Raw genomic sequence first — 25,670 nt, forward strand, 5'->3', positions numbered from 1 at the left:
GGAACGATGAAGCGATTACGGTTTACAGAAGAGCAGATTATCGGTGTGCTGAAGGAGGCAGAGGCAGGCGCGAAGACGGCTGACCTTGCCCGTCGGCACGGCGTATCGGAGGCTACGCTTTACAACTGGAAGGCCAAGTACGGCGGCTTGGAAGTATCTGAAGCGAAGCGTCTTCGAGCGTTGGAGGATGAGAATGGTCGGCTTAAGCGACTGCTGGCGGATGCGATGTTGGATAATGCAGGTCTTAAGGATCTGCTGTCAAAAAAATGGTAACGCCCGCTGCAAAGCGTGAAGCGGTCGCGCATCTTCAGGCCCTGCTTGATGTCAGCGAGCGGCGGGCGTGCAGGGTCATAGCGGCGGACCGGACGGTCATCCGCTACCAGTCTTGTCGCGGTGATGACGAGGTGCTGCGTGAGAAGCTGCGCGCTCTTGCGCACCAGCGCCGCCGGTTTGGTTATCGCCGCCTGCATATCCTGTTGCGGCGAGACGGCATCGCGATCAACCACAAGAAGACGCAGCGGCTTTACCGCGAAGAAGGGCTGACCGTGAGGCGGCGGAAGGGGCGCAAACGCGCGGTAGGCGCTCGTGCCCCGGCTCCCGTTGTAGCGCTGCCCAACCAGCGCTGGAGCCTCGACTTTGTGCACGACCAGCTGGCGAGTGGCCGCCGGTTCCGGGTACTCAACGTGGTCGATGATGTGACGCGCGAGTGCCTGGCAGCAGTTCCTGATACCTCGATCTGTGGCAAACGCGTGGTGCGCGAACTGACCTATCTGATCGCCGTGCGCGGCAAGCCCGGCATGATAGTCAGCGACAATGGAACTGAGCTGACCTCAAATGCGGTGCTCGAATGGTGTGGAACCGCCAAAATCGATTGGCATTATACGGCCCCGGGAAAGCCAACCCAGAACGCGTTCGTCGAGAGTTTTAACGGGCGGATGCGTGACGAACTGCTCAATGAGACGCTGTTCACCAGCCTCGATCATGCCCGCGAGAAGATCGCTGCGTGGGCGTGGGATTATAACACCCGGCGGCCCCACTCCTCGCTCGGATACGCCACCCCGGCCGCTTTTGCAGACGAACTGAAAAAGCAAGGGGCTGCTTCGCTCCGCATAGCCGGAGGCTACGCTACGCAGCCCCTTGCTTCACCAGCCCATATGGGCAAAAACAACGCTGAGGCTCTAATCAAAACTGGATGATAATTGGGGGTCACGTCAGTCCCCCTAGACCCCAGCATTGCCGGACCCAAAGTTCTTGTAAATGCGCTTCAAGTTACCGGCGAGACTGTGTTTTCAGATGCGCAACTGATCGCTGCGACCGGGTTCACCCCGGGCAGCGAATTGAACCTTTCCGACTTGCGCAATATCGCAGCGGCCATCGCACAATACTATAATGACCGCGGATATTTTCTAACGCAAGCCTATGTGCCGGCGCAGGACATCGAAGGTGGCGTGGTAACGATCGCGGTGATTGAGGGCCGTTACGGTGCAATCGATTTACGCAACCAGAGCCGACTCCGGGATAATGTTGCGCGCGGCGTTCTCGCTGGCCTCGACGGCGGTGACATCGTTGAAAGTGCGCCACTCGAACGGCGTCTGCTACTCTTGTCGGATATCTCCGGTATCGCGGTGCGCTCAACGCTTGCGCCGGGCAGTGCGGTGGGTACGTCCGACCTAATCGTCGATATTACGCCAGGCCGCAGGGTAACGGGTAGTGTCGAAGCCGATAATGCGGGTAACCGATACACCGGCCCATATCGTTTGGGCGGATCGGTATATTTCAATAATCTGACGGGCAGTGGCGACGTCGCAAGCCTGCGGGTGCTGGCCTCTAACCTCGGTCTTCTTTACGGGCGAGCGTCTTACCAGACATTGCTCGGCAATGCCTCGGTCGGCGTTGCCTATGCGCGAATCAATTACGAACTTGGCCGTGAATTCAAGAGCCTCGACGCGCGCGGCAGCGCGGACATATTAAGTCTGTTTGGAAGCTACCCGGTCATTCGATCGCGCAACTCAAATCTTTATGCCCTCGGCGCAGTTGAGGCCCGCTATCTCGAAGACCGGATCGGAGCCACCTCGACAGTCTCAAACCGCGACATCCATGCGCTCACCGCAGGGTTCAGGGGCGATCAGCGCGACGCCATCGGGCCCGGGGGATGGAGCACCTATTCAGTCGGCGTGACATGGGGCAAACTCAATATCCAAACCCCTGCGGCCCGCGCGATCGATGCAGTCAGCGCACGCCGGAATGGACAATATGGCAAGCTGCAGTTGAGTGTTGCCCATCTTCAGCATTTGGTCGGGCCACTTTCGCTTTACGGCGCGATCCGAGAGCAGTTTGCCACCAAAAATCTGGACAGCTCCGAACAAATGGCACTTGGCGGCGCTTATGCAGTTCGCGCCTATCCCGAAGGTGAAGCTTATGGCGATCAGGGCTATGTCGCCAATGTGGAAGCCAGATTCCTTCTCCCCAACTTTTCAGACACAATGCCGGGTCGGCTTCAACTGGTCGGCTTTGTCGATATCGGTGAAGTCACGCTTGCCAAAGACCCGTGGTACCCCGGCCCTAATAGCGCAAAACGCAAAGGTTATGGTGCCGGGATCATCTGGTCCAACCCCAATGATTTTCTGATCACCGCTTCTTACGCACGGAAATTGGGCAATCAACCCGCGACCTCCGCTCCCGATCATTCGGGTCGGTTCTGGGTCCAGTTCGTCAAACTCTTCTGATGCAGTCGACGCGCTACCCGCGTTGTATTTCTACAGGTACCAAGGGACAATGTTATGAAAAGCAATGATCTAAAGCCATTTCTCGATCTTAGAGGAAATATCAACGGCGCGTTTTTTCGCGACTTGCATCATGGCACATGGGCGCTGCGTGGTTCAACCGGTCTTTTCCGGCTGGCCCTAACCGGAATTGCCAGTTCGTTTGTCCTCGCTTCCCCGGTTGCCGCGCAATCATTGCCGACGGACGGTGTTGTTGTATCGGGAAATGCGACAGTCACCACGGCAGGTCCGACGATGACGATCAATCAAACGAGCCAGAAAACGGCGATGAACTGGGACAGTTTCAATATCGCGCAAGGACACACTGTCCAGTTCGTTCAACCAAACAGCAAATCGGTCGCGCTCAATCGGGTAATCGGGCAGGATGCATCGGTTATTTTTGGAAATCTGAGCGCCAATGGACAAGTGTTCCTGATAAATCCGAATGGGGTGTTGTTCGGCACATCTGCCCAAGTCAACGTAGCAGGATTAGTCGCGTCCACGCTGAACATGACCGACGCTGATTTTGCTGCCGGTCATTACCGCTTTGCAGGCAGCGGGGGTACGGTGGTCAATCAGGGCACTATAAACAGCGATGGCGGATATGTTGCGATGCTTGGTGCCAATGTCAGTAATCATGGTCTGATCCAGGCAAATATGGGCACTGTGGCGCTGGCTGCGGGAACCGCAATCACCCTCGACCTTGCAGGCGATGGTTTGCTTAATGTGGCTGTCGATCAGGGCGTGGTTCAGGCGCTTGTTGTAAATGGCGGGCTTTTACGCGCAGATGGCGGAACCGTTCTGATGACCGCACAAGGCGCAGGGAACATTCTGAAATCCGTAGTCAATAACAGCGGCGTTGTCGAAGCTCGCACGCTTGAAAGTCGGGCTGGAAAAATCCTGCTCCTTGCTGATATGAAGAACGGCTCCTTAAACATGAGCGGCGCGCTGGATGCAAGCGCCCCCGACGGCAGCAATGGCGGTTTCATCGAAACCTCTGCGGCGACGGTAAATGTTGCCGACAGCGCCCGGATCACGACGGCGGCAGTAAAGGGGACGACCGGCACATGGCTTATCGATCCAGCCGACTACACGATCGCTGCTATCGGCGGCAATATCACCGGCGCGACGCTTTCAGCTCAATTGGTGACCACCAATGTCATAATCAGCACGATACCTGTCGCAGGCGACAGCACGCCGGGTAATGGCGATATCCATGTGAACGACGCGATTGCCTGGGTCGCTTCGGGTGATGCGACGACGTTGACGCTAAACGCTTTCCGAGACCTTAATATCAACGCCGCGATTACCGCGACAAAGGGCAATATCGTTGCCTGCTGCGGCCGAGACGTGAACGTCGATTCGGCGCTGACTACGACCAATGGCAGCATTTTGTTAAATGCTGGCCAAGATGTAAACGTGCGGCACGCGATGACCACAACTGACGGGAACATCGTCTTGTGCGCCGGGCATGACATCCATATCGATGCAGCTGTAACGTTGACACGTGGCAGCACAATTCCAGCGCAAAGCCTAGGTTCGCCGGTCGGTCTCACGCTGATTGCGGGCGCCGCTGGCACTGGCCCCGGCGTAGGTGGCGGGATAATCATCTTTGCACCGCTCGCGCCGCCAGTTACGGTAACCGTCGCGCCAGTCAACATCACCTATAACCCGGTTTCCTATTCCGCCCCGACCGATTTTTCGACCAAGTTCGTTTTGACTGAGGGCGCGGCAATCACGCAGCGCATGCTGCTTTTCCCGACCGTCAGCAAAACTTTTGACGGAACAAGCAATGCTATTCTGACAGGTTTCAACACCACCGCAGCTTCGGGTATTCCTGCTGGAGTGACGCTGGTCGCGGCACCCGGTGCCACAGCATCTTTTGACAGCACCGCCGTAGGTACAGGCATCGGTATCACCTACAGCGGATATTCATTGGGCGGACCTAACGCCGATTTGTACACTTTGGCTGCTACGTGCTGCAATCCGGTCTTCAGAACAACCGGAAGCATTACTGAGGCAGCCACACCGCCACCTCCACCTCCACCTCCACCTCCACCTCCACCTCCACCTCCAACTCCAACTCCAACTCCAACTCCAACGCCTACCCCTACCCCTACCCCTACCCCTACCCCTACCCCTACCCCTACCCCTACCCCTACCCCTACGCCTAGTCCGCCGCCAACAGCCACACCGACACCCCCTCCGCCAGTGGTAGCGACTGTAGCGCTAACGCCATTGATCGCCTTTGCCCCAGCGCTTATAGGGTCGCCCAGGGGTGTAGAGTTGGCTGTTCTCGACAACGGCCTGAGAATGCCTGCAGTTGAAGTACCCGCGCCGCCTGCTCCTATCGCAGACGCTGCACCGTCTCCAGTTCCCGCGCCGCCGGTCGTAAAGCCACCACTGCCTGTTTATCCGCTAAAGCAGGCACGTCATTGATCGTGGTCGAGGTAAGTTTGTGAAACGGGCATATCACTATGCAGCACTGTTGGCCTGCTTTGCCTGCCCGCAGCTGCTTTGGGCATCAGAGGTAAAGGTTACGGATTCGGGGAAACAAGCGCCCAGTGGTGCTGACTTTCTAGGCGAGGTTGCGTCGCGCGATGCCGTTCGGGTAGCCGATTGGATTAAATCATCGCTCGATAATGGAGATCGTCCGTTCGTGATTGTCGATAAGGTAAATGCGCGTGTTTATTTATTCAACAAGCATGCCAAGCTGCTGGGCGCAGCATCAGCATTGTTGGGCCTAAGGCGCGGCGACGGCAGCGTCGCCGGCATCGGTCATCGCAAGCTTTCAACTATCACGCCAGAGGAACGCACTACTCCCGCAGGACGCTTTGTTGCATCGCTAGGCAATGATTACACACAGGATATATTGTGGATAGACTTTGATCTTGCATTGTCGCTTCACCGTGTGATCACCGGGAATGTCAACGACCGCAGGCATCAGCGCCTTGCCTCCGCGACGCCTCTTGATAACCGTATTTCCTATGGTTGCATCAACGTTCCGGTAGATTTCTATGACAAATTAATCATCCCAGCTTTCACGGGAACAACCGGCGTCGTGTACATATTACCGGAAACTACCGCAATCGAGGAAGTATTCTCGATGACCACGCCCTAACAGTACGCAGAATGCTGGCCGGACGAGGGCGGCCATAACGATTAGCCTACGCCAAGTCCGCTTGCCGCCGCACCAATTGGCTTTAAGGACGGCTGCATTTGGGCGCAAACCGGAAAGGCAGCAAATGGGCCGGGAGCGGACTGGCTGCTTTTAGCCGGATTGCAATGAAAGCGGCCATCAGCGCACCTGACATTCCAACGGCCTGAACTAACGGCTCTTTGCCTCCAGAGGCGGCGGAGCGGAATGCGTGTGAAGCTGTCATGCGTATGGCAGTGTCGAGTAGACGTTTTGTACGATATTGACAATTTGTATCCACATCATCACAAAGGCGCAATGCGCTGGGATCCCACACCTTATTTTGCCATCGCTGATGCCATGGCGCTCTTGCTGAAGCCGCAGGCCGAAGTGGTCGTGCATGACATCGACTCAGACCGCATATTGCACATCGCTGGTGCCTTTTCTCGGCGGCGGGCTGGCGATCCCTCGCTCAATGACCTGGGAACGCTGACCGCAACTGAGGGGGGCGTGATTGGCCCTTATGGCAAAACCAATTTCGACGGACGCGCGCTGAAGTCCGTGTCCGTGCCTATCATGGGGCAGGACGGCCAGCTGGCGGGCCTTTTCTGCATCAATTTGGATGTTTCAGCCTTTGCGGAGGTGCAGGCGGTGCTGGAACGGTTGATGCTGATCCCATCTGCGACAGTCCAAACCGCCGAACGCATGTTTCCGACGGATTGGCGGGAACAGATCAATGTTGAAATTGCCGAATTTCTCGGTGCACGCAATGCCTCGCTTGCGGGGCTGACAACCCACGATCTGGTTGAATTGACTGCCGCTCTTGATGATCGCGGCTTTTTCTCTATCCGAAAGGCCGCCGATTACATCGCAGCGGCTCTCGGGGTTTCGCGTGCCACACTTTACAAGCGCCTTTCGGCAGCCCGCAACGCCAACCCGTGATTAAACCATTCGTTGAAGGTAGCCTGTGTTATGCGAAATTTTGCCCTTGAGGTCCATTTTTCGAAATGGGAATTTGCCGCAAAATATCACCTGACGGCCTCTGACGCGCAAAGCATGAGCCTGTCCCAGTTGCTCGGTTTTGCATCCCCAGCAGACCGTGCGCGATTTGATGAATTGCACCTTGGGTACACGCAGACCTTTGGCGCGAAACCGTTGCTGAGAGAAATAGCCAAAACCTATGACGCCATCACAGACCAGCAGTTGCTCTGCTTTGCCGGCGCGGAGGAGGGCGTTTATGTGGCTATGCGGGTTTTGCTCCGGCCCGACGATCACTGCATTGTCATCACCCCCAACTATCAGGCCGCAGAAACAATTCCGTTGGCAATCTGCGCGGTTAGCGGGGTGGCGCTTGACGAACACAATGACTGGTCGCTGGATATTGACGCGGTTCGGGCGGCGCTTCGCCCCAATACGAAGCTGATTTCGATTAACTTCCCCAATAATCCCACAGGCGCCATCCCATCACATGCTACATTCGATGCGCTGGTCGAATTGTGCCGGGAACGCGGCATATGGCTGTTCAGCGATGAGGTTTACCGCCTGATAGAGCACGACCCAGCCGCACGCATTCCGCAGGTCGCCGATGTCTATGAACGAGGAATATCATTGAATGTAATGTCCAAATCCTATGGCCTGCCGGGCCTGAGAATTGGTTGGTTGGCCTCTCAGGACGGGGCGTTTCTGCAATCGTGTGAACGTTACAAGCATTATCTGTCGATCTGCAATTCGGGTCCTTCAGAGATACTCGCCGAAATCGCGCTCAAGGCGTGCGAACCTATCCTTGAACGAAATCGCGGTATCGCACGGCATAATCTTGGTCTGCTTGACGCTTTCTTTGCCGATTTCCTTGACCTGTTTGATTGGCGTGCGCCCGATGGGAGTTGCGTCGCCTTCATTCGCTACAAGGGCGGCGATGGGGTAGAGCGCTTCACCGATCGTTTGGTTGAGGAAAGCGGCGTGCTGTTGCTGCCGTCCAGCATCTATCGCTCCGAGCTCGGCCCTGTTCCGCAAGACTATTTCCGCATCGGATTTGGCCGCAGCAATATGGAAGAAGGCTTGGCGGTTTTCCGCGACTGGCTGATGAAAAACCGCGCGTGAGCCCAGGGTTTCCGATTTATACAATTGAGCAGATTGAGCCGCTGCTTAATCGGCGCGGAGTTATTGAGGCCGTCCGTGATGCTTTGATCCGGCATGCGCGCGGCGAGGTGCGGTCGCCCATGCCGGGCCATTTGCTGTTCGAAGAGGCCCGTGGGGATTGCCACATCAAATTCGGGCATATGGCAGGCGCCCCCAATTTTGCGGTGAAGATCGCCACCGGATTTTACGATAATGCCAGCCTTGGCCTGCCCAGCGCCAATGGCGTCATCCTATTGCTCGATGCCCGAACTGGCGCGCCGCTCTGCCTGTTTCAGGATGGCGGTTGGATGACGGCTTGGCGCACCGCGGCAGCAACGGCCATCGCCGCGCACTGGCTTTCACCAGAGGAAAATCCATTGATAGGCATCATTGGAACTGGTCTCCAAGCGCAGTTGACCCCGGCATGGCTACTAGAACTGTTGCCCGAGGCGCGCTTCATCATGACCGGGCGCGACATGACGCGGACCAGTCAGATTGCGGCGACCAGCGGGGCAACGCCGGTTGCAACGACGCAGGAATTACTGGCGATGGCGGATATTGTCATCACCGCAACCCCATCTGCTGTTGCGTTGTTCGATTCATCGCACGTCCGCCAAGGCACGCATTTTGTGGCTTTGGGCGCAGATGGCCCTGAAAAGCAGGAATTGCCCGCCGATCTTTTTGCGCGGGCCACGCATATTGTGTGCGATGATGTGCCTCAGTGCACCAAGCTGAGCGATTTTGGCAGGGCTGTGAGGGCTGGTGTCATCACAGCAGACGATGCGATCCCGTTGGGCCGATTATTGAGCGGCGATCAGGTCATAACGCACTCGCCCGACGAAATTAGCATTGTCAGTCTAACAGGCCTGGCAGCGCAAGACATTGCCATTGCCGATTGGTTCGCCAGACAGATGCCTCCAGAAGACGGTAAAATGGGGTAACGCTGGAATGGGGTGCGCGTGCTGGAACGACCACAATTAGGCGCAAAGCCCACATTTACCTCGCTTCTTAATCCTGTCGCATGTGTGATCGGCGTCGCATATCTGGCGTGTCCCCGCCCTCGCCACAAAAACGCCGTGTGAGGCGACCTAGCGTAATCTCAATCGCTTCCATATGACCGTCAACGCGCCAAATTGGAAACACCTACTGCCGATGATTTGGCAGACTATGGCTGCGTCGGCTTTCCAAAAGTGCGATACGCCAGAGCAAGCAGCGCAATCATAACGGCTTCAGCTATCATCGGCGGGACTGTCGTCGGTACAGTCCCATCCAATGCGATGCTGACGAAACGCCCGAGAAGCGCACATGTGAGAAGCGTCAGTGGCACCATCAGGGGGGTCCGGTCTGCGCGCCATGCCCCGATCAGCGAAAAGATAGCCCCTGTCAAAAAGAAGGCGGGGAAGTCGGCGCGCATCGTCGCCATCCCCTGCGTCCCCATCGGAGAAAGCGCGAATTCGGTTGCCATTTTCGTCGGGTTGAACAGGAAACTCAAACCGATAACGATATTCAAAAGGCCGACGAGGCCAATGATATATTGCATGGTTCTTTTCATCTGCTCTGTCCCCCAAAGTGGGCGAAGGATGCACGATGCCGTCCTTCGCCTGATAATATGGCATTGATAATGTCATTAGATTGCGTCAAACATGATGACAAGACAATTTAATGTAAGGACCACCCCTCCAATGTACGCAATTAACGGAGCACTGGGCTCACCTTATTCGATGAAGATGCGCGCGCTTATGCGTTATCGGCGCATTCCGCATATATGGGTGCACGGCGCAGACACGCGCGATGCATTGAGCAAGGTCAAGGCCCCTGTCATCCCGGTGATGGAACATCCCGATGGGACATTTCACAATGATTCGACGCCGCTCATCTATGATCTGGAGGCGCGGCACGCCGAACGCTCGGTGATCCCGCCCGATCCCGCAACCGCCTTTATCGCGCATTTGATTGAGGATTTTGCCGATGAATGGGTGACAAAGGCGATGTTCGGCTATCGCTGGCTGAAGGAGGTGGACCAGATCCAGATGAGCCGCTGGCTGGCGTTTGACGCGATGAAGGGCGGCGGGCTGGCGGCGAGCCAAGGCTTTGCCGAACAGTTCCGCGCACGCCAGGTCGGCCGCATGGCAATTGTCGGCTGCGCGGCTGAAAACTTCCCGCTGATTGAGGCCTCAACCCGTGCGATTCTGGGTGCGCTGGAGGCACATGTCGTGGACAATCACTGCCTATTCGGCACACGGCCCAGCATGGCGGAATTCGGGATGTACGGGCAATTGTCACAGCTTGGCGTTGATCCAACAGCACAGGCGATGATGCGCAAAGACTATCCCTATAGTTTTCGATGGCTGCTCCATATTGACGACATGTCGGGAATCAACGGGGAATGGGAGACTGAGACCGCTGGGGCCGACGCACCCTTTGCGCCGATCATCACCGCCTGGCTGCAACAGGTGGGCGAAATTTATATGCCCTTCCTCTGCGCCAACGCCGCAGCGATTGCAGCAGGCGACGAAACATTCAGCATCACCGCCATGGGCCTGCCCTACACGCAAGGTGTGTTCAAATATCAGGTAAAGTGCCTAGCCGATTTGCGCGCGCGCTATGCCGCTCTGGACAATGCAGCGCGGGCGAAGGTCGATCCGCTTCTGGCGCATACGGGCTGCCTCGATGCTTTACTGAACCGATGAACCTGAAGCGACCAGCAACCTTATTGATAGCATTAGCGTTGCTCAGCCCGGCAACGCTGGGTGCGCAGGCGGCGCCAACAAAGCGCCCCAATATTGTCATCCTCCTTGCCGATGATTGGGGCTTTAGCGATGTTGGGGCCTTTGGCGGCGAGATTGCGACACCCAATATCGACGCGCTTGCCGCCGAGGGCGTACGTTTTTCAAACTTCCATGTGGCTGGATCCTGTTCGCCAACACGGGCGATGCTGCAAACGGGCGTGATCAACCACCGCGCTGGCCTGGGCAATATGCCAGAAACAATTCCACCGGAACATCTGGGCAAACCCGGCTATGAAGCGCGGCTCAACAACCGCGTGGTAACCATTGCTGACCAGCTACGCGTTGGTGGCTATCGCACCTATCTGACGGGGAAATGGCATCTGGGGCACACGCCCGATACCGTGCCGACAGCGCGCGGCTATGATCGTGCGCTTGCACTCGCGCAATCGGGCGCGGATAATTTTGAAGATAAACCCAATCTGCTGATTTACGACAAGACCGATTGGAGTGAGGATGGGAAGCCTGCAAAGCTGCCGAAGCGCTTCTATTCATCAACGCTGATTATCGACAGGATGATCAGCTATATCGACAGCGGCAAGGCCAGCGGAAAACCATTTCTGGCATCCGTCAATTTCATCGCCAACCATATTCCGGTGCAGGCACGCGATGCGGATATTGCAGCTTATGCCGGGCGCTACAATGCTGGCTGGACTGCATTGCGCAACCAACGCCGCGCCGCCGCAATTGCCAAAGGCGTAATGCCCGCTGGTGTTGCGATGGTAAGCATGGACACCAGTGGTGACTGGTCGATATTGTCGGCACAGCAGCGCCGGCAACGTGCGGGGGCGATGGCCGCTTATGCGGGCATGGGCACAGCGATGGATCGCGAAATCGGCCGATTGGTCGCGCATCTAAAGGCCATCGGCGCATATGAAAATACCATCTTTGTGTTTTTGTCTGACAATGGCGCGGAAGCCACTGATCCCATGAACATGGGCGCATTCACGCGCTGGAACGCCAATCAACTCTATGATCAAAGCATCGCCCAACAGGGACGCCCGGGCTCGCTGACCGCACAAGGTGCAGGCTTTGCAAGCGCATCGGTCTCGCCGCTGCGTGGATACAAGTTTACGGCGAGCGAAGGTGGCTTGCGTGTTCCGATGATCCTTGCCTGGCCAGGCAACCCTGCGATCAAGGGCGGCAGCGTTGCAACAGGCTTTGCCCATGTCACCGATATGTCGCTGACCTTGCTAAAGCTTGTCGGGGTCACGCCGCAGCAAGGCAGTTTTGCCGGCCGCCGCGTCGAACCAATGATCGGGATGGACCTATCACCTATGCTCACCGGGGCTGCATCCTCGGTCCATGCGGCAGACAAGCCCTTGGGGTATGAATTGTCCGGCAATGCGGTGTTATTCAAAGGCGATTATAAGCTTGTCAAAAACCTGCCGCCCTACGGAGATGGCCGCTGGCGGCTTTACAACATCGCAACCGACCCCGGAGAGGCCAATGATCTGTCGGGTTCAGCCCCCGACCGTTTTGTTGCGATGCAACAGGATTATGCCGCCTTTGCCAAGGCAAATAAAGTGTTGCCGATGCCCGAAGGTTATACCGCGCCCAAACAGATTTTCGCCAACGCATTGCGCACTTTGCTGATCCCGCGACTATTTGCGCTTTGGCCGGCGGGTGTCCTATTATTGATAGCAACAGCCGCCGCAATCTGGTGGCGCAGACGGCGGCGGGGGTTCGCAAGACCTTCACGGCTATAGTATTTTTAGGATGCAGTCGATAAAGCCTTGCGGATCATTTTCCTGAATGAAGTGACCACCCTTCAACGTGCAATGCGGCTGACCCAATGTGCCAGGAACGCGGCCAATGAACCTGCTCTCGCCGCCGCGCGTCACGGGATCGCCATCGCTGAAGCAGCATAGGAACGGCTTGTCCCATTGCTCAAATACTTGCCAGGCCCGCTTCTGATCGGGGATCGCGACATTATTTTCAAACGGAACGAAGCTAGGGAATATCCGCGCCCCGGCTTTGTAGCGGCTGTCTGGGAACGGCGCGTCATAAGCTGCAATCTCGGCAGCGCTCAGCGCGCGCTTCGCCCCAGCGTTGACGATTTTGCCGATTGGAAAGAACGGGCTCCATTGGGAAAAGGCGCGCCAAATGGCAAAAGCGCGCGGTGCCGGGCCGCCTTCGGGTAAGCCGCCATTGGACAAAACGACGCCGGCAAAACGATCGGGCATTTCCGCGACAAGGCGCAGGCCGATCAGCGACCCCCAATCCTGACAGACAAGCGTCATGTTATTCAGGTCAAGCGCCTCAATCCACTGACGCATCCAGCCAACATGGCGTGCATAGCTATAGTCTGTTTTTTGAGTTGGCTTGTCCGATTTGCCAAAGCCAATCAGGTCAGGCGCGACAACGCGAAAGCCTGCCGCGACGACTGGACCGATCATATGGCGATAGAGGTAGCTCCAGCTTGGCTCGCCATGCATCATCAGCACAACCGGCGCATCGCGCGGCCCTTCATCCACATAATGCACGCGCAATGCTGTGCCGTCGGAGGGATCGGCAATCTCCACATAATTTGGCGCAAAGGGAAAATCGTGGATATCGGCAAAGGCGCTATCGGGTGTGCGTAGGACTTTCAAAAGTTAACCCCTAAAATAAATTATATTGACACTTTAAGTGCCATATTATGAATGGCGGGTCAAGAAGTCGGCCCCACCTTCTTCGTATCCACCAGCCTAAACCCGATATGGTCGGTCCCTAGCCCGCGTTCCTGGAACTGACGCGCGGCGGGGCGATAGCGCGCGCAATAATTGGCGGCGCAGAGATAGGAGCCACCTTTTATGATGTTAACCGGCTCGCTGGCGTCGGCGCGCGCTCCGCTGGCGCTCGTCCATTCCCACACATTACCGATCATGTCGTACAGACCAAATCCGTTGGGTTTGAAACAGCCGACTGGCGCGCGACCGACATAGCCGTCCGTGTTCAGGTTTTTCACCGGGAAGACGCCTTGATAATAATTTGCTTGCGGCTGGCCCTTTGCATCAACCGGCTCCGGCAACGCCGCCGCGCCGCCGCGCGCGGCATATTCCCACTGTGCCTCGCTCGGCAATTCTTTCCCCACCCATTGCGCATAAGCCTCCGCATCCTGATAGGCGATCTGGACAACGGGTTCGCGGTCTCGCCCGATTATGCTCTCATTCTGCCCAGAAGGATGCCGCCATTGCGCCCCCGGCACCCAGCGCCACCAACGCGGGTCGGCGTCCGACGGAATGTTAAACACAGCAGAACCCGGAACCAGCATGTCTGGCGGTGCATCGGGCAGCTTGGGTGGGTCGCGCTCGGATATGGTCTTGTAACCAGTCGCTTTTACAAAGGCCGCAAATTCGGCGTTGGTGACTTCATGCGTGTCGATCCAGAAACCCTTGACCATAACGGTCTTTGGCGGGCCCTCCTCCGGATAATGCGGATCGTCACCCATCACGAAACGACCGCCAGCTACCCAAACCATATTGTTGCCCGACGGGCCAGTGCACACCCTTTCGGGCGGCCCGGATGCATCGCTACAGCCCGACAGCATGAGAAGCAGACCAAGAGCAAACCCAAAGCGTTGCATCAATCCTCCGGCATGCCGGCCATAGCATCGCCCAGCAAACGCCGCACGACAGCCTTAGCGTCGTCCACAGGCAGTTCCTGATCATGCCGTAACAGCCGCCATGTCTGGAAACTCAATATGACATTAAGCCCATGGGCACCCGTCACATCGGCCTTTACCGTCGCGGGCAAATATGACCCAATGGTATCAGATTCCAGCCGCAGCATGCGGCGATAGTCCTGCATCAGATAAGGCGACTGGAAACGTTTGAGATTGGCCGAAATCCGATAAGGCAGAATGGTTTCGAAAACCATCGCACGACGGTTCGCGATGTCGAACAGCTTTTCCCGCCAAGTAGCGCCCGTTGGCGGCTGGAGGATGATGGGCATCACCTGCGCCTCAATCACTTCGCCCATTTCGCGGTAAAGCTCATCCATATCGTCAAAGTGTCGGAAAACCGAGCGGAGCCCGACGCCCGCCACCTCCGCAACACGCGCAGCGCTGGGCGCGACATCGCCTTTGCCGACTAGATCGAGCATCGCTGCGACTATCTTTGAGCGGCTAGACCGGCTGCGTTCGCGCCGACCATCGGCCAATGGTGCCTCTGCGCGTGATGTCATTTTGTGCGATATGGTGGTCATGCCGCCATGTTTTGCGGCAAACGGCCGTTGGCGCAAGCGACAAAAGCGATTGCAAATATATTTTGGCACAATTAATGCCAATAAAATTCCGCCGAGTTGCTGTCGGACAAAAAATCGCTGGGCGAGGAAGAAGGTAAGAATGTCAAAAACCGTTTTCATTTTGGCCGCGTCGGCCCTGCTGCTGTCTGCTACAATGCTGTCGGCGCAAAACACTGTGCGCGAAGCTTGCATGCCCGATATCCGTAAATATTGCTCCGCAGAATTGGGCAGCTTTAGCCGGGAAAATGTCCGCGCCTGCCTCATCAAAAATATCAAACAAACGTCGCCCGCCTGTCAAGCAGCGGCAAAGGCGCGACGCGATGCCGAACGCGCCAAAAAGAAAGGCAGTTAGAGCCATGACGATATGGATAATCTGGGGCACGGCGCTGCTCGCTTATGGCGTATTTCGGCTCTGGTATGATAATACGTCCGGCCCGCTGAAACCTGCCGAGATTGATGCGTTTCTGGCACAGGTGGCGGGTCGTTTCGCGGGCACAGGAAATAGCGCGGATGTTATGCGGGCTTTCCTTGAAGCCGATGACGGCCGCGAGTTTGTCATGCTCAATCTGGTCAAGGCGCAGATGGCGCAGGTTGAGGACCCCAAAACGGGGCAAATGGTTCAAGGCTTTGATCTGCTCAAGCGCTATTCGAGACGCTTCATGCCGGTTCTGTTCCGCACGGGCGGCCATCCCGGCATGGTCGGACGCAAGGTCGGCGGCTATATCGACGCTTGGAACACCGAGGCGGATCCCGACTGGACGATCTTTGGCCTGATGCGCTACCGCAGTCGGCGCGATATGATAAAGCTGGTGATGGACCCCCTATTTACCGAAGGCCATCCCGATAAGCTGCTCGGCACGCTTGCGACCTTTTCTTTCCCAACCCAGCGGATGGTGTCCTTTTATGTCAGCCCACGGGTAACTGTCGCGCTGGTTCTTGCTCTGCTCGCGGCGCTGACACATATCCTATGGTTGACGAACGGCGCATGAAGTCCGCGCTACACGCACGGCCAGAGACGCTCTGGAACCGGCGGCTATGGATGCGGCTTGCCACGGTCAACGCGCTCGCATCTGTCATCGCACTTATGTTCTCGGTGCATGTGACGGAAGATGTTTCATCAATCGTTCGGCTTGGCGCCCAAGTTCAGTTCATGCACAGCATGGCCAGCATCGCTTGTGCCACGTTCATGAATATTGGCGCAGAGGCCGCGCGCCGTGCCCCGGCCTTCCTCCTCGGCGGATCGCTTTTGTTTGCGGTGCATCACCATGGCGCAGCCGCAGGCCTTTGGGGGTTGGCCAATGGGTTGATCGTTTTTGCAGCGGTCGTGATGGCCAGTGGCTGGATGATCATGCTGGCGGCTGGACGAAGTATCGATACATGAAGCAGGCAGTTGGGAGACATTGGAGATGCGCAAACTGATATGGATCGGGGCATTAATGCTGTTGATCGGCGCAGGCTATTTGGGTTTTCAGCAGTATAAAATCTATCTGCCCGGCATTATCGGCGAATGGCGCGAACCCATTGCCGAAAACCGCCCCATAGCATGGGCGCAGGGTCCTGCCGTCGCCCCATCTGGCAAACGTCCGCCTAATGTCATCCTGATTGTCGCCGATGATTTGGGCATGAACGACATTTCGCTGTACGGTGGGGGAGTAGCCGGTGGAGCGGTGCCGACCCCCAATATCGATTCGATTGCCAAACAGGGTGTCAGCTTTGCCAATGGCTATGCCGCCAATGCCACCTGTTCGCCTTCGCGTGCAGCTTTGATGACGGGGCGCTATCCGACACGGTTTGGTTTTGAATTTACCTCTATTCCAGCTGCATTTGCTTCGAATCTGGCGCATAATGGTGGAAATTCACCCTATCCGACCATCTATCATGAAGAGCTGAACAAGGACCTGCCGGCCTATGCCGACATGGGGGTGCCCAATGCGGAAATCATGTTGCCCGAGATACTGAAAGCCAAGGGGTATCATAACATCCACATCGGCAAGTGGCATCTGGGTGAAGCAAAGCCATTGCGGCCAACGTCACAGGGTTTTGACGAAAGCCTTGGCATGCGTGCGGGCGGGGATTTGTTTATGGCCGAAGATGACCCTCAGGTCGTCAATGCAAAGCTACCATGGGATCCGATCGACCGCTTTTTATGGGCAAATCTGCCACACGCCGTCTATTGGGGGGATAGCCAGCGCTTTCGTCCCAAAGGCCATTTGACCGATTATTTCACCGACAATGCATTGGCCGCGATTGACGCAAACAAGAACCGGCCCTTCTTCATGTATCTCGCTTATAATGCGCCGCACACACCGTTGCAGGCGCTGAAATCGGATTATGACGCCCTGCCGCAGATCAAGGACCATACCCAGCGCGTCTATGGCGCGATGATGCGCCAGCTTGACCGGCGGATTGGCGATGTGCTGCAAAAACTGAAGGACACAGGCCTCGACAACAATACCCTGGTTATCTTTACCAGCGACAATGGCGGCGCGTGGTACACGGGCATAAAGGACCACAACACACCCTATCGCGGGTATAAAGGCACCTTTTTCGAAGGCGGCATTCACGTGCCGATGCTGATGCGCTGGCCGGGCAGAATCGCGCCGGGGACCGTTCGCAATGATGTGGCGCAGCATCTAGATATGTTTGCAACGATTGCAGCGGCAACTGGCGCAAGCCTGCCCAGTGATCGCAAGATGGACAGCTTCAACCTGCTTGGCACGGGGCCAAAACGCGAAATCACCTTCTGGCGTTCGGGGCATTACCGCGTTGTCCGCGCGGGCGACTGGAAATTGCAGATTTCCAAACGTCCCGAAAAGGCATGGCTGTTCAACCTAGCCACCGACCCAACCGAGCAAGTCAATTTGGCCGCTAAAGACCCTGCGCGCGTGGCGGAACTGCGCAAGTTGATCGAAGCCCAAAATGCCGGACTTCCCAAGCCGCTCTGGCCCGGCTTGCTCGAAGGCGCGATCCGCATTGATGTTCCGCTTAATGCGGTATGGAAGAAGGATCAGGAATATGTCTATTGGGCCAACTGATCGCGCAGTGATGCGAATGAGGGGTTGGGCGCGCCGGTTACCTTCATTCTTAATATGGTTCACGCAGGAGTCGAAGACAGCCAGAGGCCAGCCGCGGAGGGCCAGACGCCAGCCGCGGAGGGCGCAGAATATTGCCCAGCCCGCCGTCCTAAAAACACCGTCATCCCAGCGCAGGCTGGTGCCTATGACGTGTGTCTGGCTAGGCCGACAGGCGTGATAGGCCCCAGCCTGCGCTGGGGCGACGGTGGGAGTAGGAGTGGGTGCCACAAAGCCTCCCCTTCAGGGGCGCGGGGGGATGTAGGGTCAGGACCTAGGCATTCCCGTGATGTTGCGCCGCTGTGGAGGGTCATATTTGGTATACGTATACATGCACATTTGAAGAATGGCGGTGATCGTCAAGCGGTTGACGCTAAACACGAAATAAGGGATAAGACGTAACGGCAGTCCAAGTCGATAATATCTTGTAATCAAATTTCAGCGTGAGGAGATGCGATGCACGGCAATGGCTCGGACAGTGAGATGGCGCTTAAAAAGGCATCCAAGGGTTGTACAATTCTTGTGGTCGACGATGATCCGGCGTGTCTCGATGAATATTGCGATGCGATAGCAAATTTGGGTTACACCGTGATATCCGCCACCAGCGCACCCGACGCATTGAAACAAATCGCGGAATCGCAAGACATCGGCGTTGTCATTACTGACGTTGAAATGCCCACAATGGACGGTATTTCATTATTATCTGAGATTTCTAACCGCTTTTCACTGAACAGACCCATTGTGACCTTGGTGCTGACGGGGCATTCGAGCTTGCAAGTCGCGACCAAGGCAATGCAATCGCAAGCGACAGATATGCTCAGTAAGCCAGTGTCGATTGAGCAATTGGCCGAAGCGCTACGCCGGGCGTCCGCGTATCATTTTGCGATGGCCAACCGGTTCCAGATCACGGCCCTGACCAAGCGGCTTGATCCACCCGTCGTGCGCGACCGCCCCGCAAAATTGAACAGTACGCCAACGGAAGAAGATCTTCAGGCATTCACGCGCATGCTGTTAAAATTCCAGCATAATAAATCGAAATTTTTTGACCCGGCGGTGCTAACCGGTCCGTCGTGGGAAATATTGCTGGATATTGCGGAAGCCACTTTGCGCGGCGAGGCGGTGCCTGCGTCAAGCGCGTCGGCCTCAACACTTGTTCCGCTCAGCACGGCGCTGCGTCACGTCAATAATCTGGTTAATGCCGGTCTCGTCCGACGATGGACTGACCCAACGGACAAGCGCCGCACTTTGCTAGAGCTTGAGCCCCACGCCGTTGCCGCGATGCAGCGTTATTTGGAAACAGCTTGGAAATTGCAGCCGTAAAACGAATGAATAGCACCCCGCATACCAGGAAATCATTTCGCGTCAGGCGGAAATGAGTTGAAGCAAATGCCCGCTTTCCATCGGTTTGTGCAAAAATCTCCATTCCGGTTGGAAAGAGGCCGAATCCGGCACATAGCCGCTCATTAAAATGACCCTGATAGACGGTTGAGCGATGCAGGCATGACGCGCAACCTCGGTGCCATTCTGCCCCGGCATAACAATATCGGTTAGTAAGACATCATATGCATCTTGCTTTAAGGCCATCAAGGCCTCTTCACCCGACCCACATGGTGTCACGGTATAGCCCTCAGCCTCCAACATTTCGACCAACGCCTCAAGTGCATAAGGCTCATCCTCAACCAGCAATATCCTTTGCTTATCCGCTATCTTCGGCGCGTCCCTTTGCGCCGACCCAAAATAGGCTTCTGTCGTTGGAGCAACGTGCTCCGCGATCGGTAGATGCAGATAGACTTTGGTTCCTACCGCTGGCTTAGACTCTAGCCAGACATCGCCGCCCACTTCGACAGCAAAATTACGCACAGAGGGTAGGCCGAGGCCAGTTCCATCGGGCTTTGACGAAAATTGCGGTTCAAACACCCGTGAAAGTAAGGCTTCACTCATGCCAATGCCGGTATCGGCTATCCGGATGGCAACATAAGAACATGGCTCCGCCACATCAGCGTCGCTATCCCGTGTGATTGGACCATTGGCGAGCGCCGTAGAAAGGTCGATTTGACCGCCGCGAGGCATCGCTTCACGGGCGTTAATCAACAAATTGATTAGGCCATTCAATAAATCATTATAACTCGCAACGCACTTGCAATTACCGGCATTTAGATCGACCTTCAGGGTAATGTTTGAACCCACTAAACTATCTAATATCCCGATATTATCCTTGATCACTTCATCTACGGATAGGGGTTGCCGCGTATCGGTTCGCTGAAGCGAAAGGCTCATCAGCGATTGTGTTATGTCCGACCCGCGAGAGGCCATTTCCTGAATGATCTTGGCAGGCTTCCCGATTTTTTCGTCACGACCGAACTGGCGCAACAGACGATCGGAATTTAGCCGGATTATTGACAGCAGGTTGTTGAAATCATGCGCCATATAGCCGGCGACGCGGCTTGTGCGTTCCTAACAATCCGCACTGCGTTGCGTTTCGTGTCGCAAGATTCAATGGCGGTTGCCTGTGATTCTTCCAACATGGCCCTTTGGAGCGCAATTAACATGGTGCTGAGCATCCCTGTATCGGCGAAGCCAAAGTCGCTAAGGTCCATCGAACCATCGGCGAATATTTTCTCCGACAGCGCAAATCGAACGGCGAGCAAACATCCGCCTTCATGGAAAACAGCAGCGCCGCTTAACGGCAGATCACCAACCCGCGAAATCAATTGAACCGGTCGAATCTCAGGGCCCTCACGGAAAAACTGCGCAGTTTCGAAATTCAAAATACTGAAGGCTTCATCGCACGGCATTCCGATACGGACATGTGGCAAGTGCCGTGCAATCCCAGGTCCCAGGGCAGTGATGTTCAAAAATGCGTCGACGTTCAAAAATGCGGGTAGAAGCCCGCCTATCTGCTTTTCGGAAACGGTTAAGCGCACGGGTCAGTCTCTATCCTGATAGCGTATGTCGAATATGACGAATTTTTCTCCCCTACTTAAGACTTCGATGTCGCCGCGCGCATGGAAACGCTCCATTAATCCTTGAAGCAATCCCAGCACAAATGGCTCCAGCCCAACACGTTCGGAACGATATTCCACCACAAGATGCCCCGGATCGTTGCAGAGCGTCGAAAAAGCCGGCAGCCGAGCATCGGGCATGGCAGCCCCCACAGCAAGATGCAGGCGGTCAAGATTCTTTATAAAACTTGCTAAATCCTGACCTGTGAAGTTCATAACAGACGCAAGCGATCCTTGGTCGACATATCGAATCCAATATCGACCGAATTCGATTAGGCACTGGTCCACCGCAAGGTTTAGCCTATCCGCCGCTTCTGTGATGATTCCCAACGTCAGTGCGTCGCCATAGACCTTGCCCGTAAGCAAGTCCATTGGACCTATTTTCAGTTTTTGTTCAAGGGCCAGCCAAGCGTCTTCGCCCAACTCTTCATGGACCATATTCCGCATCGCACGATGAATCATGCCATACATGCAGATGTCCCATTAGGCCTATTCGGGTATTCCATCATTATCATCGTGCTTCTTTAAATCCTGCAAAAGTTCGGTGGCACGGACGACCTGCTCCTCTATACGCATCAACTTAGCTAACAAATATTCCGCGTCCCCGGTTGAATAGCTACCCATTCGTGTCCGAATATTCCCACATGAAAGCCGGATGATGTTCAAGGGCTGCACTATGTCATGCAATATCTTGGCATCTTTTCCATTCATTCTGGTCATAAAGTCGCTGTAACCATATGTCAAAATTTGTGAATTAAAATTTACATCGCAATGGAAAAATAAAATTTTCTGCATCAACCCGACCTTTTAATCCGGGCAGATCCTATAACGGCATCATGCCGCAAGAAATTCTCGCGACAATATCGCAAAATGAATCAGGATTTGGACCAGGGCGGTCTCTGGTTACGATGCGATGGCTAGATCTGTGTAGTCATCCGTCAACAATGTGCGCTGAATCTCCGCTTTAGCTTCCTCTGTCAGCTTGACGAAGACACGGCGCTGATCGACTGGATCATATTCCCGTTCGATGATGTTGCGCTCCGTTAAAATAGCGAGATGCCGCAGCGCAGTCGTCACAGGTGAAAAGGACGCGTGGCAGGCACTTGAAACACTGGTCTGCAGTCCGGAATGCTGGCGCACAAACAAATCGAGCATTATGAACCAAGCAGGGTCAGCGAAAAGATTTGCAACAGACGCCAATCGCGAACGGCGCCTGGTAATCTCGATAAGGTCCGCCGCCTTTTTAACAGCGATAGCGGTGAGGGAGTTGGTCGTCGCTGGCGCGACTGGTTGCACCGGCTCGTCATCGCCTTCTGCATCTACCGCGCGCAACATTTTTTCCAATTGCGCACGCGTAAGTTTAACCGGGACGTCAAAAGTGTGCATTTGATCGATCACATTGGCATGACTTTGTGAATTGAACATATTCCCCCAGCGGCACAAATTTCAGGTAACATTGGTGCCTATGTTTACAATTGGCGCCGTGTTGCCGGATTGTGCAAATTGAATTTGATAAGCGTCGGTGCGACCCGATACTTATATCTCATATTCAAATCGTTACGCCGGGCGCGCATAAATGCACGGCATATCGCCGCCGGAACGGCAGCAAATACCGCCAATATGAAACTATGTTGCAAAACTTAGCTAAAACTGCGGCTTAGAAGATAATTGTAAAAAAACGTAAAATTTTAATGTCCTGAATTTAATGTCCAGAATCGATGTTTCGTTGGCAATTTTTCCATCGACTAACCGCGATTTTTGCGACTCAACCAAGCAGCAGAGGGGCAAGCTTTGCGCGTTGCCAAGCCGCATCACCAAATTGCGACGCATGAAATATCGCGGCACGGCGGTGAAGGCCTGCATCACAATCATGGGTAAAGCCAAAACCACCGTGAAATTGAATCGCCCGGTCTGCGGCAAAGCTATATGTTGCATCCGCCGCCGCCTTTGCCATCCGCACGGCGATTTCGCCAACGCCTTGATCGCTGAAACTATTGGCAGCGCTGTACAAATGCGACCGCGCCTTTTCATATTCGACATAGGCATCGACCGTTGGGTGCTTCAGCGCCTGATATTCACCGATTAATTTTCCAAACTGCTTGCGCGTTTGCAGATAGCTGATGGTATAATCGATCACGCTTTGCGACCCACCGCACATTTCTGCACTTTGCAGCAAGTTTGCGGCCTTCTCGATATGCGACAAAGTCGATGACGTGCGCACGACGTCAAACAATGCTGCGCGCGATACGACCAAGCCATCGAGCGACACTGCAAAGCTGCGTTTGGTTTCGTCTATAATCGCTTCGCGGCGCAGGCGACCCGCAACGTCCTGCGCGGTGAGTAAAACCAGAGCAGGCTTGCCATCCAAGTTCACCGACGCAATGACGATATCGGCGCTCTGTGCCCATGCGACAAAAAGCTTTTGACCAGACAGATGCACTGCGTCACCCTCCAGCTTTGCCGTCGCTATGATATTCTGAAGGTCCCAGTCGCCATGCGCTTCGGACAAAGCCAGCGTGCCGATTGCACCCTCGGCAAGCCGGGGCAGCCATTCGGACATTTGTGCTTCAGTGCCGCCGACAGTGAGCGCCTGCGCGGCCAAGGTCGATGACACCAAAGGCGATGCCATCAGGTGGCGGCCCATTTGTTCAACCACCGGAACCACCTCAGCCAGCGTCAGGCCAACGCCCCCATGCGCCTCGGCTATCGCAATGGCGGTCCAGCCCAAGGCGGCCATTTCGGCCCAAACATCGGCGTCATAGCCCAAATCGCTGTCCATCAGCTTGCGGACGCGGTCGATAGGCGATTTGTCGCGGCAAAAACTCGTGGCCACATCCAAGAGCTCGATCTGTTCTTCGCTATATCCCAGCCCAGCCAATTGCATGTCATTCTCTCCTCACGCTTATGCTGCATCTATGGCGTGAGGGATGGCACAAAATCAAGGCGATTTAACTGGTCAATTAAATTAGCCGCTTATGCTTGCTCCAATATCTTCCGGCCCGGCCGCACTTTCATTTTATGACCCGTCTTGGTGGCGAGTGACACTTCCTTGACCGTCTGCATGAACACCCATTCATTGGTTGCCGCCTGCGGGGTGAGCGACAAATGCATATAGCCACGGTTGGATGCATCGACCCAGCGCAGTTCTTGCTTGTTACCATCCAGCAAACCACGCGCGATGACTGACGGATCAACGCCTTGTGCCGCGTTTTCGAAACCGGGTGACGACACGCTATGGCCGCCGAATTCAACACCCGCAGGTTTGCCGCCCTCTGGCAGATCAAATGCCCAGCCATTATGACTATCGCCCGTTACCACCACCAGGTTCGCATCCGCGCGCTGGGCCGCCGCCAACAATCGCGAACGCGCCGCTGGATATCCGCCCCAATTGTCGAGATTATAAGGCAAGCCGGCCTTGCCCGCCGCAATCCCCTGCCGCACATAATTGCGCGTGCGTTCTGGCGCATTGGCAGGGAACCAATCCATCGCGATTTCCGGCGTGAAGTTATAGCCCATGTTGGTACCCGAACCGAGTACCGCCCATATGGAACGGTTGCGGCCAATCGCGCGCGACAACCACGCCTCTTGTTCGCTGCCCAGCATTGTCATGGAGGCATCGCGCCATGCACCATCACGGTATTCGGAAAGTGCCTTTGCCGGATCACCCGAGCGAAGAAGGTCACCATAGGCATAAGGCTTGGACCGCGCTACCGCGCGGGTGTCGGTGCGATAATAAGTCGCAAGGTCGCCGATTGGATATTCCTTCCACGGCTGTTCACCGACGGGCAACCATTCGCGCCATACCTGCATTGCTGCGTTGCGCCTTGCGCTCCAGTCGCCTTCGTCAACTCCATGGTTTTGCGCGCCGCCTTCCCAACTGTCATTGGCAGTTTCATGATCGTCGGTATTAGCAATCATCGGGAAGTTTGCATGCAACGCCTGCAACTGCTTGTCCGAACGATAGCTGGCATAGCGCAGGCGGTAATCCGCAAGCGTCAGGATTTCATCTGCCGGGAATATCCGCGCGGCAAACTTTGCGCCGCCATCATATCCACCACGGCCATATTCATAGATATAATCGCCCATGTGCAGCACGAGATCAATGTCGTCGCGCGCGGCGGCATGACCATATGCATTAAATTCACCGAAGCCCAGATTGGAGCACGAGAATATCGCGATGTTAAATTTCGTCGCCTTGCCCACGGGCAGGGTCTTGGTGCGACCAACCGACGAAATGCTGCCATCGGGCGCGATGAAGCGGAACCAATGCCATTTGCCGGGCGCAAGATTATCGACGGTGATTTTGACCGTATGGTCGCGCCATGGCCCCGTGACCATCTCGCCGCCGCCCGCAATCTTGATAAAATCCTGGCTTTCGGAAATTTCGACGCGCACTTTTGAAGCGCCGCCCGTCGGGTTCACATAACGTGTCCATAACAGCACCGAGTCCGGTCCCGGCTCACCGCTTGCAACATTATGCGTAAATCCCGTGAGTCCAAGAAGCGTCTGCGCCATCGCAGCGCCGCCCGGCAGCATCAGCCCGCCAAGACCAAATCCAGCGGTCGCCA

General features: G+C 55.8%; 25 protein-coding genes. 14 read left to right on the plus strand and 11 right to left on the minus strand.

All coding sequences use genetic code 11. The features are described 5' to 3' along the window. Positions 1-6 precede the first annotated feature (6 nt). The 7 genes from HEQ34_RS09920 to HEQ34_RS09950 all read left to right on the plus strand — a co-directional run bounded on the left by HEQ34_RS09920 (position 7) and on the right by HEQ34_RS09950 (position 8,957). Positions 7-1,196 (plus strand): IS3 family transposase gene (locus tag HEQ34_RS09920; protein ID WP_296200045.1). Its coding sequence is split into 2 segments (ribosomal slippage): positions 7-259 and positions 259-1,196, totalling 1,191 coding nucleotides; the frame shifts between segments, so codons are not numbered across the junction. 3 nt (positions 1,197-1,199) lie between these two features. Continuing rightward, positions 1,200-2,726: a ShlB/FhaC/HecB family hemolysin secretion/activation protein gene (locus HEQ34_RS09925; RefSeq protein ID WP_296200046.1), complete on the plus strand. Its 1,527-nt coding sequence runs from the start codon at positions 1,200-1,202 to the stop codon at positions 2,724-2,726. 54 nt (positions 2,727-2,780) lie between these two features. Then, on the plus strand, positions 2,781-5,201 hold the full coding sequence (locus HEQ34_RS09930; RefSeq protein WP_296200047.1) for a filamentous hemagglutinin N-terminal domain-containing protein: 2,421 nt from the start codon (positions 2,781-2,783) through the stop codon (positions 5,199-5,201). A 19-nt stretch (positions 5,202-5,220) separates the two neighbouring features. Continuing rightward, positions 5,221-5,883, plus strand: coding sequence for a L,D-transpeptidase (locus HEQ34_RS09935; protein WP_296200048.1), 663 nt, complete (start codon positions 5,221-5,223; stop codon positions 5,881-5,883). 333 nt (positions 5,884-6,216) lie between these two features. Continuing rightward, the gene (locus HEQ34_RS09940) at positions 6,217-6,840 is read left to right on the plus strand and encodes a PAS domain-containing protein (protein WP_296200049.1); all 624 of its coding nucleotides are present in this window, start codon (positions 6,217-6,219) and stop codon (positions 6,838-6,840) included. A 30-nt stretch (positions 6,841-6,870) separates the two neighbouring features. After that, entirely contained in the window at positions 6,871-7,998 is a 1,128-nt protein-coding gene (locus HEQ34_RS09945; RefSeq protein WP_296200050.1) for an aminotransferase class I/II-fold pyridoxal phosphate-dependent enzyme, read from the plus strand. After that, positions 7,995-8,957, plus strand: coding sequence for a hypothetical protein (locus tag HEQ34_RS09950; RefSeq protein ID WP_296200051.1), 963 nt, complete (start codon positions 7,995-7,997; stop codon positions 8,955-8,957). Before HEQ34_RS09945 ends, HEQ34_RS09950 begins: the two co-directional genes overlap by 4 nt. Before the next feature lie 224 nt (positions 8,958-9,181). Here the strand turns inward: HEQ34_RS09950 and HEQ34_RS09955 are convergent, their stop codons facing one another. Continuing rightward, entirely contained in the window at positions 9,182-9,568 is a 387-nt protein-coding gene (locus HEQ34_RS09955) for a DUF4345 family protein (protein WP_296200052.1), read from the minus strand. 130 nt (positions 9,569-9,698) lie between these two features. Here HEQ34_RS09955 and HEQ34_RS09960 point away from each other — a divergent pair, with 130 nt between their 5' ends. Both HEQ34_RS09960 and HEQ34_RS09965 read left to right on the plus strand, forming a co-directional pair. Then, positions 9,699-10,706 (plus strand): glutathione S-transferase family protein, encoded by a 1,008-nt coding sequence (locus tag HEQ34_RS09960; RefSeq protein WP_296200053.1) that lies wholly within the window; start codon positions 9,699-9,701, stop codon positions 10,704-10,706. Continuing rightward, the gene (locus HEQ34_RS09965) at positions 10,703-12,511 is read left to right on the plus strand and encodes an arylsulfatase (protein WP_296200054.1); all 1,809 of its coding nucleotides are present in this window, start codon (positions 10,703-10,705) and stop codon (positions 12,509-12,511) included. Before HEQ34_RS09960 ends, HEQ34_RS09965 begins: the two co-directional genes overlap by 4 nt. Here the strand turns inward: HEQ34_RS09965 and HEQ34_RS09970 are convergent. The 3 genes from HEQ34_RS09970 to HEQ34_RS09980 are packed head-to-tail and all read right to left on the minus strand — an operon-like array spanning position 12,506 to position 14,990. Then, positions 12,506-13,396 (minus strand): haloalkane dehalogenase, encoded by an 891-nt coding sequence (locus HEQ34_RS09970; protein ID WP_296200055.1) that lies wholly within the window; start codon positions 13,394-13,396, stop codon positions 12,506-12,508. The genes HEQ34_RS09965 and HEQ34_RS09970 overlap by 6 nt on opposite strands. A 59-nt stretch (positions 13,397-13,455) precedes the next feature. After that, entirely contained in the window at positions 13,456-14,370 is a 915-nt protein-coding gene (locus tag HEQ34_RS09975) for a formylglycine-generating enzyme family protein (protein ID WP_296200056.1), read from the minus strand. Beyond that, positions 14,370-14,990, minus strand: a complete 621-nt coding sequence (locus HEQ34_RS09980) for a TetR/AcrR family transcriptional regulator (RefSeq protein ID WP_296200057.1) — start codon at positions 14,988-14,990, stop codon at positions 14,370-14,372. Before HEQ34_RS09980 ends, HEQ34_RS09975 begins: the two co-directional genes overlap by 1 nt. Positions 14,991-15,129: 139 nt before the next feature. On the opposite strand from HEQ34_RS09980, the gene HEQ34_RS09985 reads away from it, so the two are divergent. From HEQ34_RS09985 to HEQ34_RS10005, 5 genes are all read left to right on the plus strand, one after another. Continuing rightward, the gene (locus tag HEQ34_RS09985; RefSeq protein ID WP_296200058.1) at positions 15,130-15,381 is read left to right on the plus strand and encodes a hypothetical protein; all 252 of its coding nucleotides are present in this window, start codon (positions 15,130-15,132) and stop codon (positions 15,379-15,381) included. 4 nt (positions 15,382-15,385) lie between these two features. Continuing rightward, entirely contained in the window at positions 15,386-16,018 is a 633-nt protein-coding gene (locus tag HEQ34_RS09990; protein ID WP_296200059.1) for a hypothetical protein, read from the plus strand. After that, on the plus strand, positions 16,015-16,410 hold the full coding sequence (locus HEQ34_RS09995) for a hypothetical protein (RefSeq protein ID WP_296200060.1): 396 nt from the start codon (positions 16,015-16,017) through the stop codon (positions 16,408-16,410). Before HEQ34_RS09990 ends, HEQ34_RS09995 begins: the two co-directional genes overlap by 4 nt. Before the next feature lie 25 nt (positions 16,411-16,435). After that, positions 16,436-18,064 carry a sulfatase-like hydrolase/transferase gene (locus HEQ34_RS10000; RefSeq protein WP_296200061.1) on the plus strand — a complete coding sequence of 543 codons (1,629 nt, stop codon included), beginning with the start codon at positions 16,436-16,438 and terminating at the stop codon, positions 18,062-18,064. A gap of 492 nt (positions 18,065-18,556) precedes the next feature. Next, positions 18,557-19,420, plus strand: coding sequence for a response regulator (locus HEQ34_RS10005; protein WP_296200062.1), 864 nt, complete (start codon positions 18,557-18,559; stop codon positions 19,418-19,420). A 42-nt stretch (positions 19,421-19,462) separates the two neighbouring features. Here the strand turns inward: HEQ34_RS10005 and HEQ34_RS10010 are convergent, their stop codons facing one another. The 7 genes from HEQ34_RS10010 to HEQ34_RS10040 all read right to left on the minus strand — a co-directional run. Continuing rightward, positions 19,463-20,527, minus strand: coding sequence for an ATP-binding protein (locus HEQ34_RS10010; RefSeq protein ID WP_296200063.1), 1,065 nt, complete (start codon positions 20,525-20,527; stop codon positions 19,463-19,465). Beyond that, positions 20,494-21,024, minus strand: coding sequence for a hypothetical protein (locus tag HEQ34_RS10015; RefSeq protein ID WP_296200064.1), 531 nt, complete (start codon positions 21,022-21,024; stop codon positions 20,494-20,496). The genes HEQ34_RS10010 and HEQ34_RS10015 overlap by 34 nt, the downstream gene beginning before the upstream one ends. 3 nt (positions 21,025-21,027) lie before the next feature. Further along, positions 21,028-21,573, minus strand: coding sequence for a heme NO-binding domain-containing protein (locus tag HEQ34_RS10020; RefSeq protein WP_366934862.1), 546 nt, complete (start codon positions 21,571-21,573; stop codon positions 21,028-21,030). An 18-nt stretch (positions 21,574-21,591) separates the two neighbouring features. Continuing rightward, a complete protein-coding gene (locus HEQ34_RS10025; protein ID WP_296200065.1) occupies positions 21,592-21,897 on the minus strand; it encodes a hypothetical protein in 306 nt (101 codons plus the stop codon). Between the two features lie 108 nt (positions 21,898-22,005). Next, positions 22,006-22,527 (minus strand): hypothetical protein, encoded by a 522-nt coding sequence (locus HEQ34_RS10030; protein WP_296200066.1) that lies wholly within the window; start codon positions 22,525-22,527, stop codon positions 22,006-22,008. 340 nt (positions 22,528-22,867) lie between these two features. After that, on the minus strand, positions 22,868-23,986 hold the full coding sequence (locus HEQ34_RS10035; protein ID WP_296200067.1) for an acyl-CoA dehydrogenase family protein: 1,119 nt from the start codon (positions 23,984-23,986) through the stop codon (positions 22,868-22,870). An 89-nt stretch (positions 23,987-24,075) separates the two neighbouring features. After that, a partial coding sequence (locus HEQ34_RS10040; protein WP_366934863.1) for an alkaline phosphatase D family protein occupies positions 24,076-25,670 on the minus strand: 1,595 nt, incomplete at its 5' end.

The sequence above is a fragment of the Sphingorhabdus sp. genome, assembly GCF_023910635.1.
In the GTDB taxonomy this organism is placed as follows: domain Bacteria; phylum Pseudomonadota; class Alphaproteobacteria; order Sphingomonadales; family Sphingomonadaceae; genus Sphingorhabdus_B.

Bases quoted from the DNA above. Each gene is read 5' to 3' on its own strand.
- HEQ34_RS09930 (WP_296200047.1), top strand. From the start codon at position 2,781: ATGAAAAGCAATGATCTAAAGCCATTTCTCGATCTTAGAGGAAATATC.
- HEQ34_RS09940 (WP_296200049.1), top strand. From the start codon at position 6,217: ATGCGCTGGGATCCCACACCTTATTTTGCCATCGCTGATGCCATGGCG.
- HEQ34_RS09945 (WP_296200050.1), top strand. From the start codon at position 6,871: ATGCGAAATTTTGCCCTTGAGGTCCATTTTTCGAAATGGGAATTTGCC.
- HEQ34_RS09955 (WP_296200052.1), bottom strand. From the start codon at position 9,568: ATGAAAAGAACCATGCAATATATCATTGGCCTCGTCGGCCTTTTGAAT.
- HEQ34_RS09960 (WP_296200053.1), top strand. From the start codon at position 9,699: ATGTACGCAATTAACGGAGCACTGGGCTCACCTTATTCGATGAAGATG.
- HEQ34_RS09965 (WP_296200054.1), top strand. From the start codon at position 10,703: ATGAACCTGAAGCGACCAGCAACCTTATTGATAGCATTAGCGTTGCTC.
- HEQ34_RS09975 (WP_296200056.1), bottom strand. From the start codon at position 14,370: ATGCAACGCTTTGGGTTTGCTCTTGGTCTGCTTCTCATGCTGTCGGGC.
- HEQ34_RS09980 (WP_296200057.1), bottom strand. From the start codon at position 14,990: ATGACCACCATATCGCACAAAATGACATCACGCGCAGAGGCACCATTG.
- HEQ34_RS09985 (WP_296200058.1), top strand. From the start codon at position 15,130: ATGTCAAAAACCGTTTTCATTTTGGCCGCGTCGGCCCTGCTGCTGTCT.
- HEQ34_RS09990 (WP_296200059.1), top strand. From the start codon at position 15,386: ATGACGATATGGATAATCTGGGGCACGGCGCTGCTCGCTTATGGCGTA.
- HEQ34_RS09995 (WP_296200060.1), top strand. From the start codon at position 16,015: ATGAAGTCCGCGCTACACGCACGGCCAGAGACGCTCTGGAACCGGCGG.
- HEQ34_RS10000 (WP_296200061.1), top strand. From the start codon at position 16,436: ATGCGCAAACTGATATGGATCGGGGCATTAATGCTGTTGATCGGCGCA.
- HEQ34_RS10005 (WP_296200062.1), top strand. From the start codon at position 18,557: ATGCACGGCAATGGCTCGGACAGTGAGATGGCGCTTAAAAAGGCATCC.
- HEQ34_RS10010 (WP_296200063.1), bottom strand. From the start codon at position 20,527: ATGGCGCATGATTTCAACAACCTGCTGTCAATAATCCGGCTAAATTCC.
- HEQ34_RS10020 (WP_366934862.1), bottom strand. From the start codon at position 21,573: ATGTATGGCATGATTCATCGTGCGATGCGGAATATGGTCCATGAAGAG.
- HEQ34_RS10025 (WP_296200065.1), bottom strand. From the start codon at position 21,897: ATGCAGAAAATTTTATTTTTCCATTGCGATGTAAATTTTAATTCACAA.
- HEQ34_RS10030 (WP_296200066.1), bottom strand. From the start codon at position 22,527: ATGTTCAATTCACAAAGTCATGCCAATGTGATCGATCAAATGCACACT.
- HEQ34_RS10035 (WP_296200067.1), bottom strand. From the start codon at position 23,986: ATGCAATTGGCTGGGCTGGGATATAGCGAAGAACAGATCGAGCTCTTG.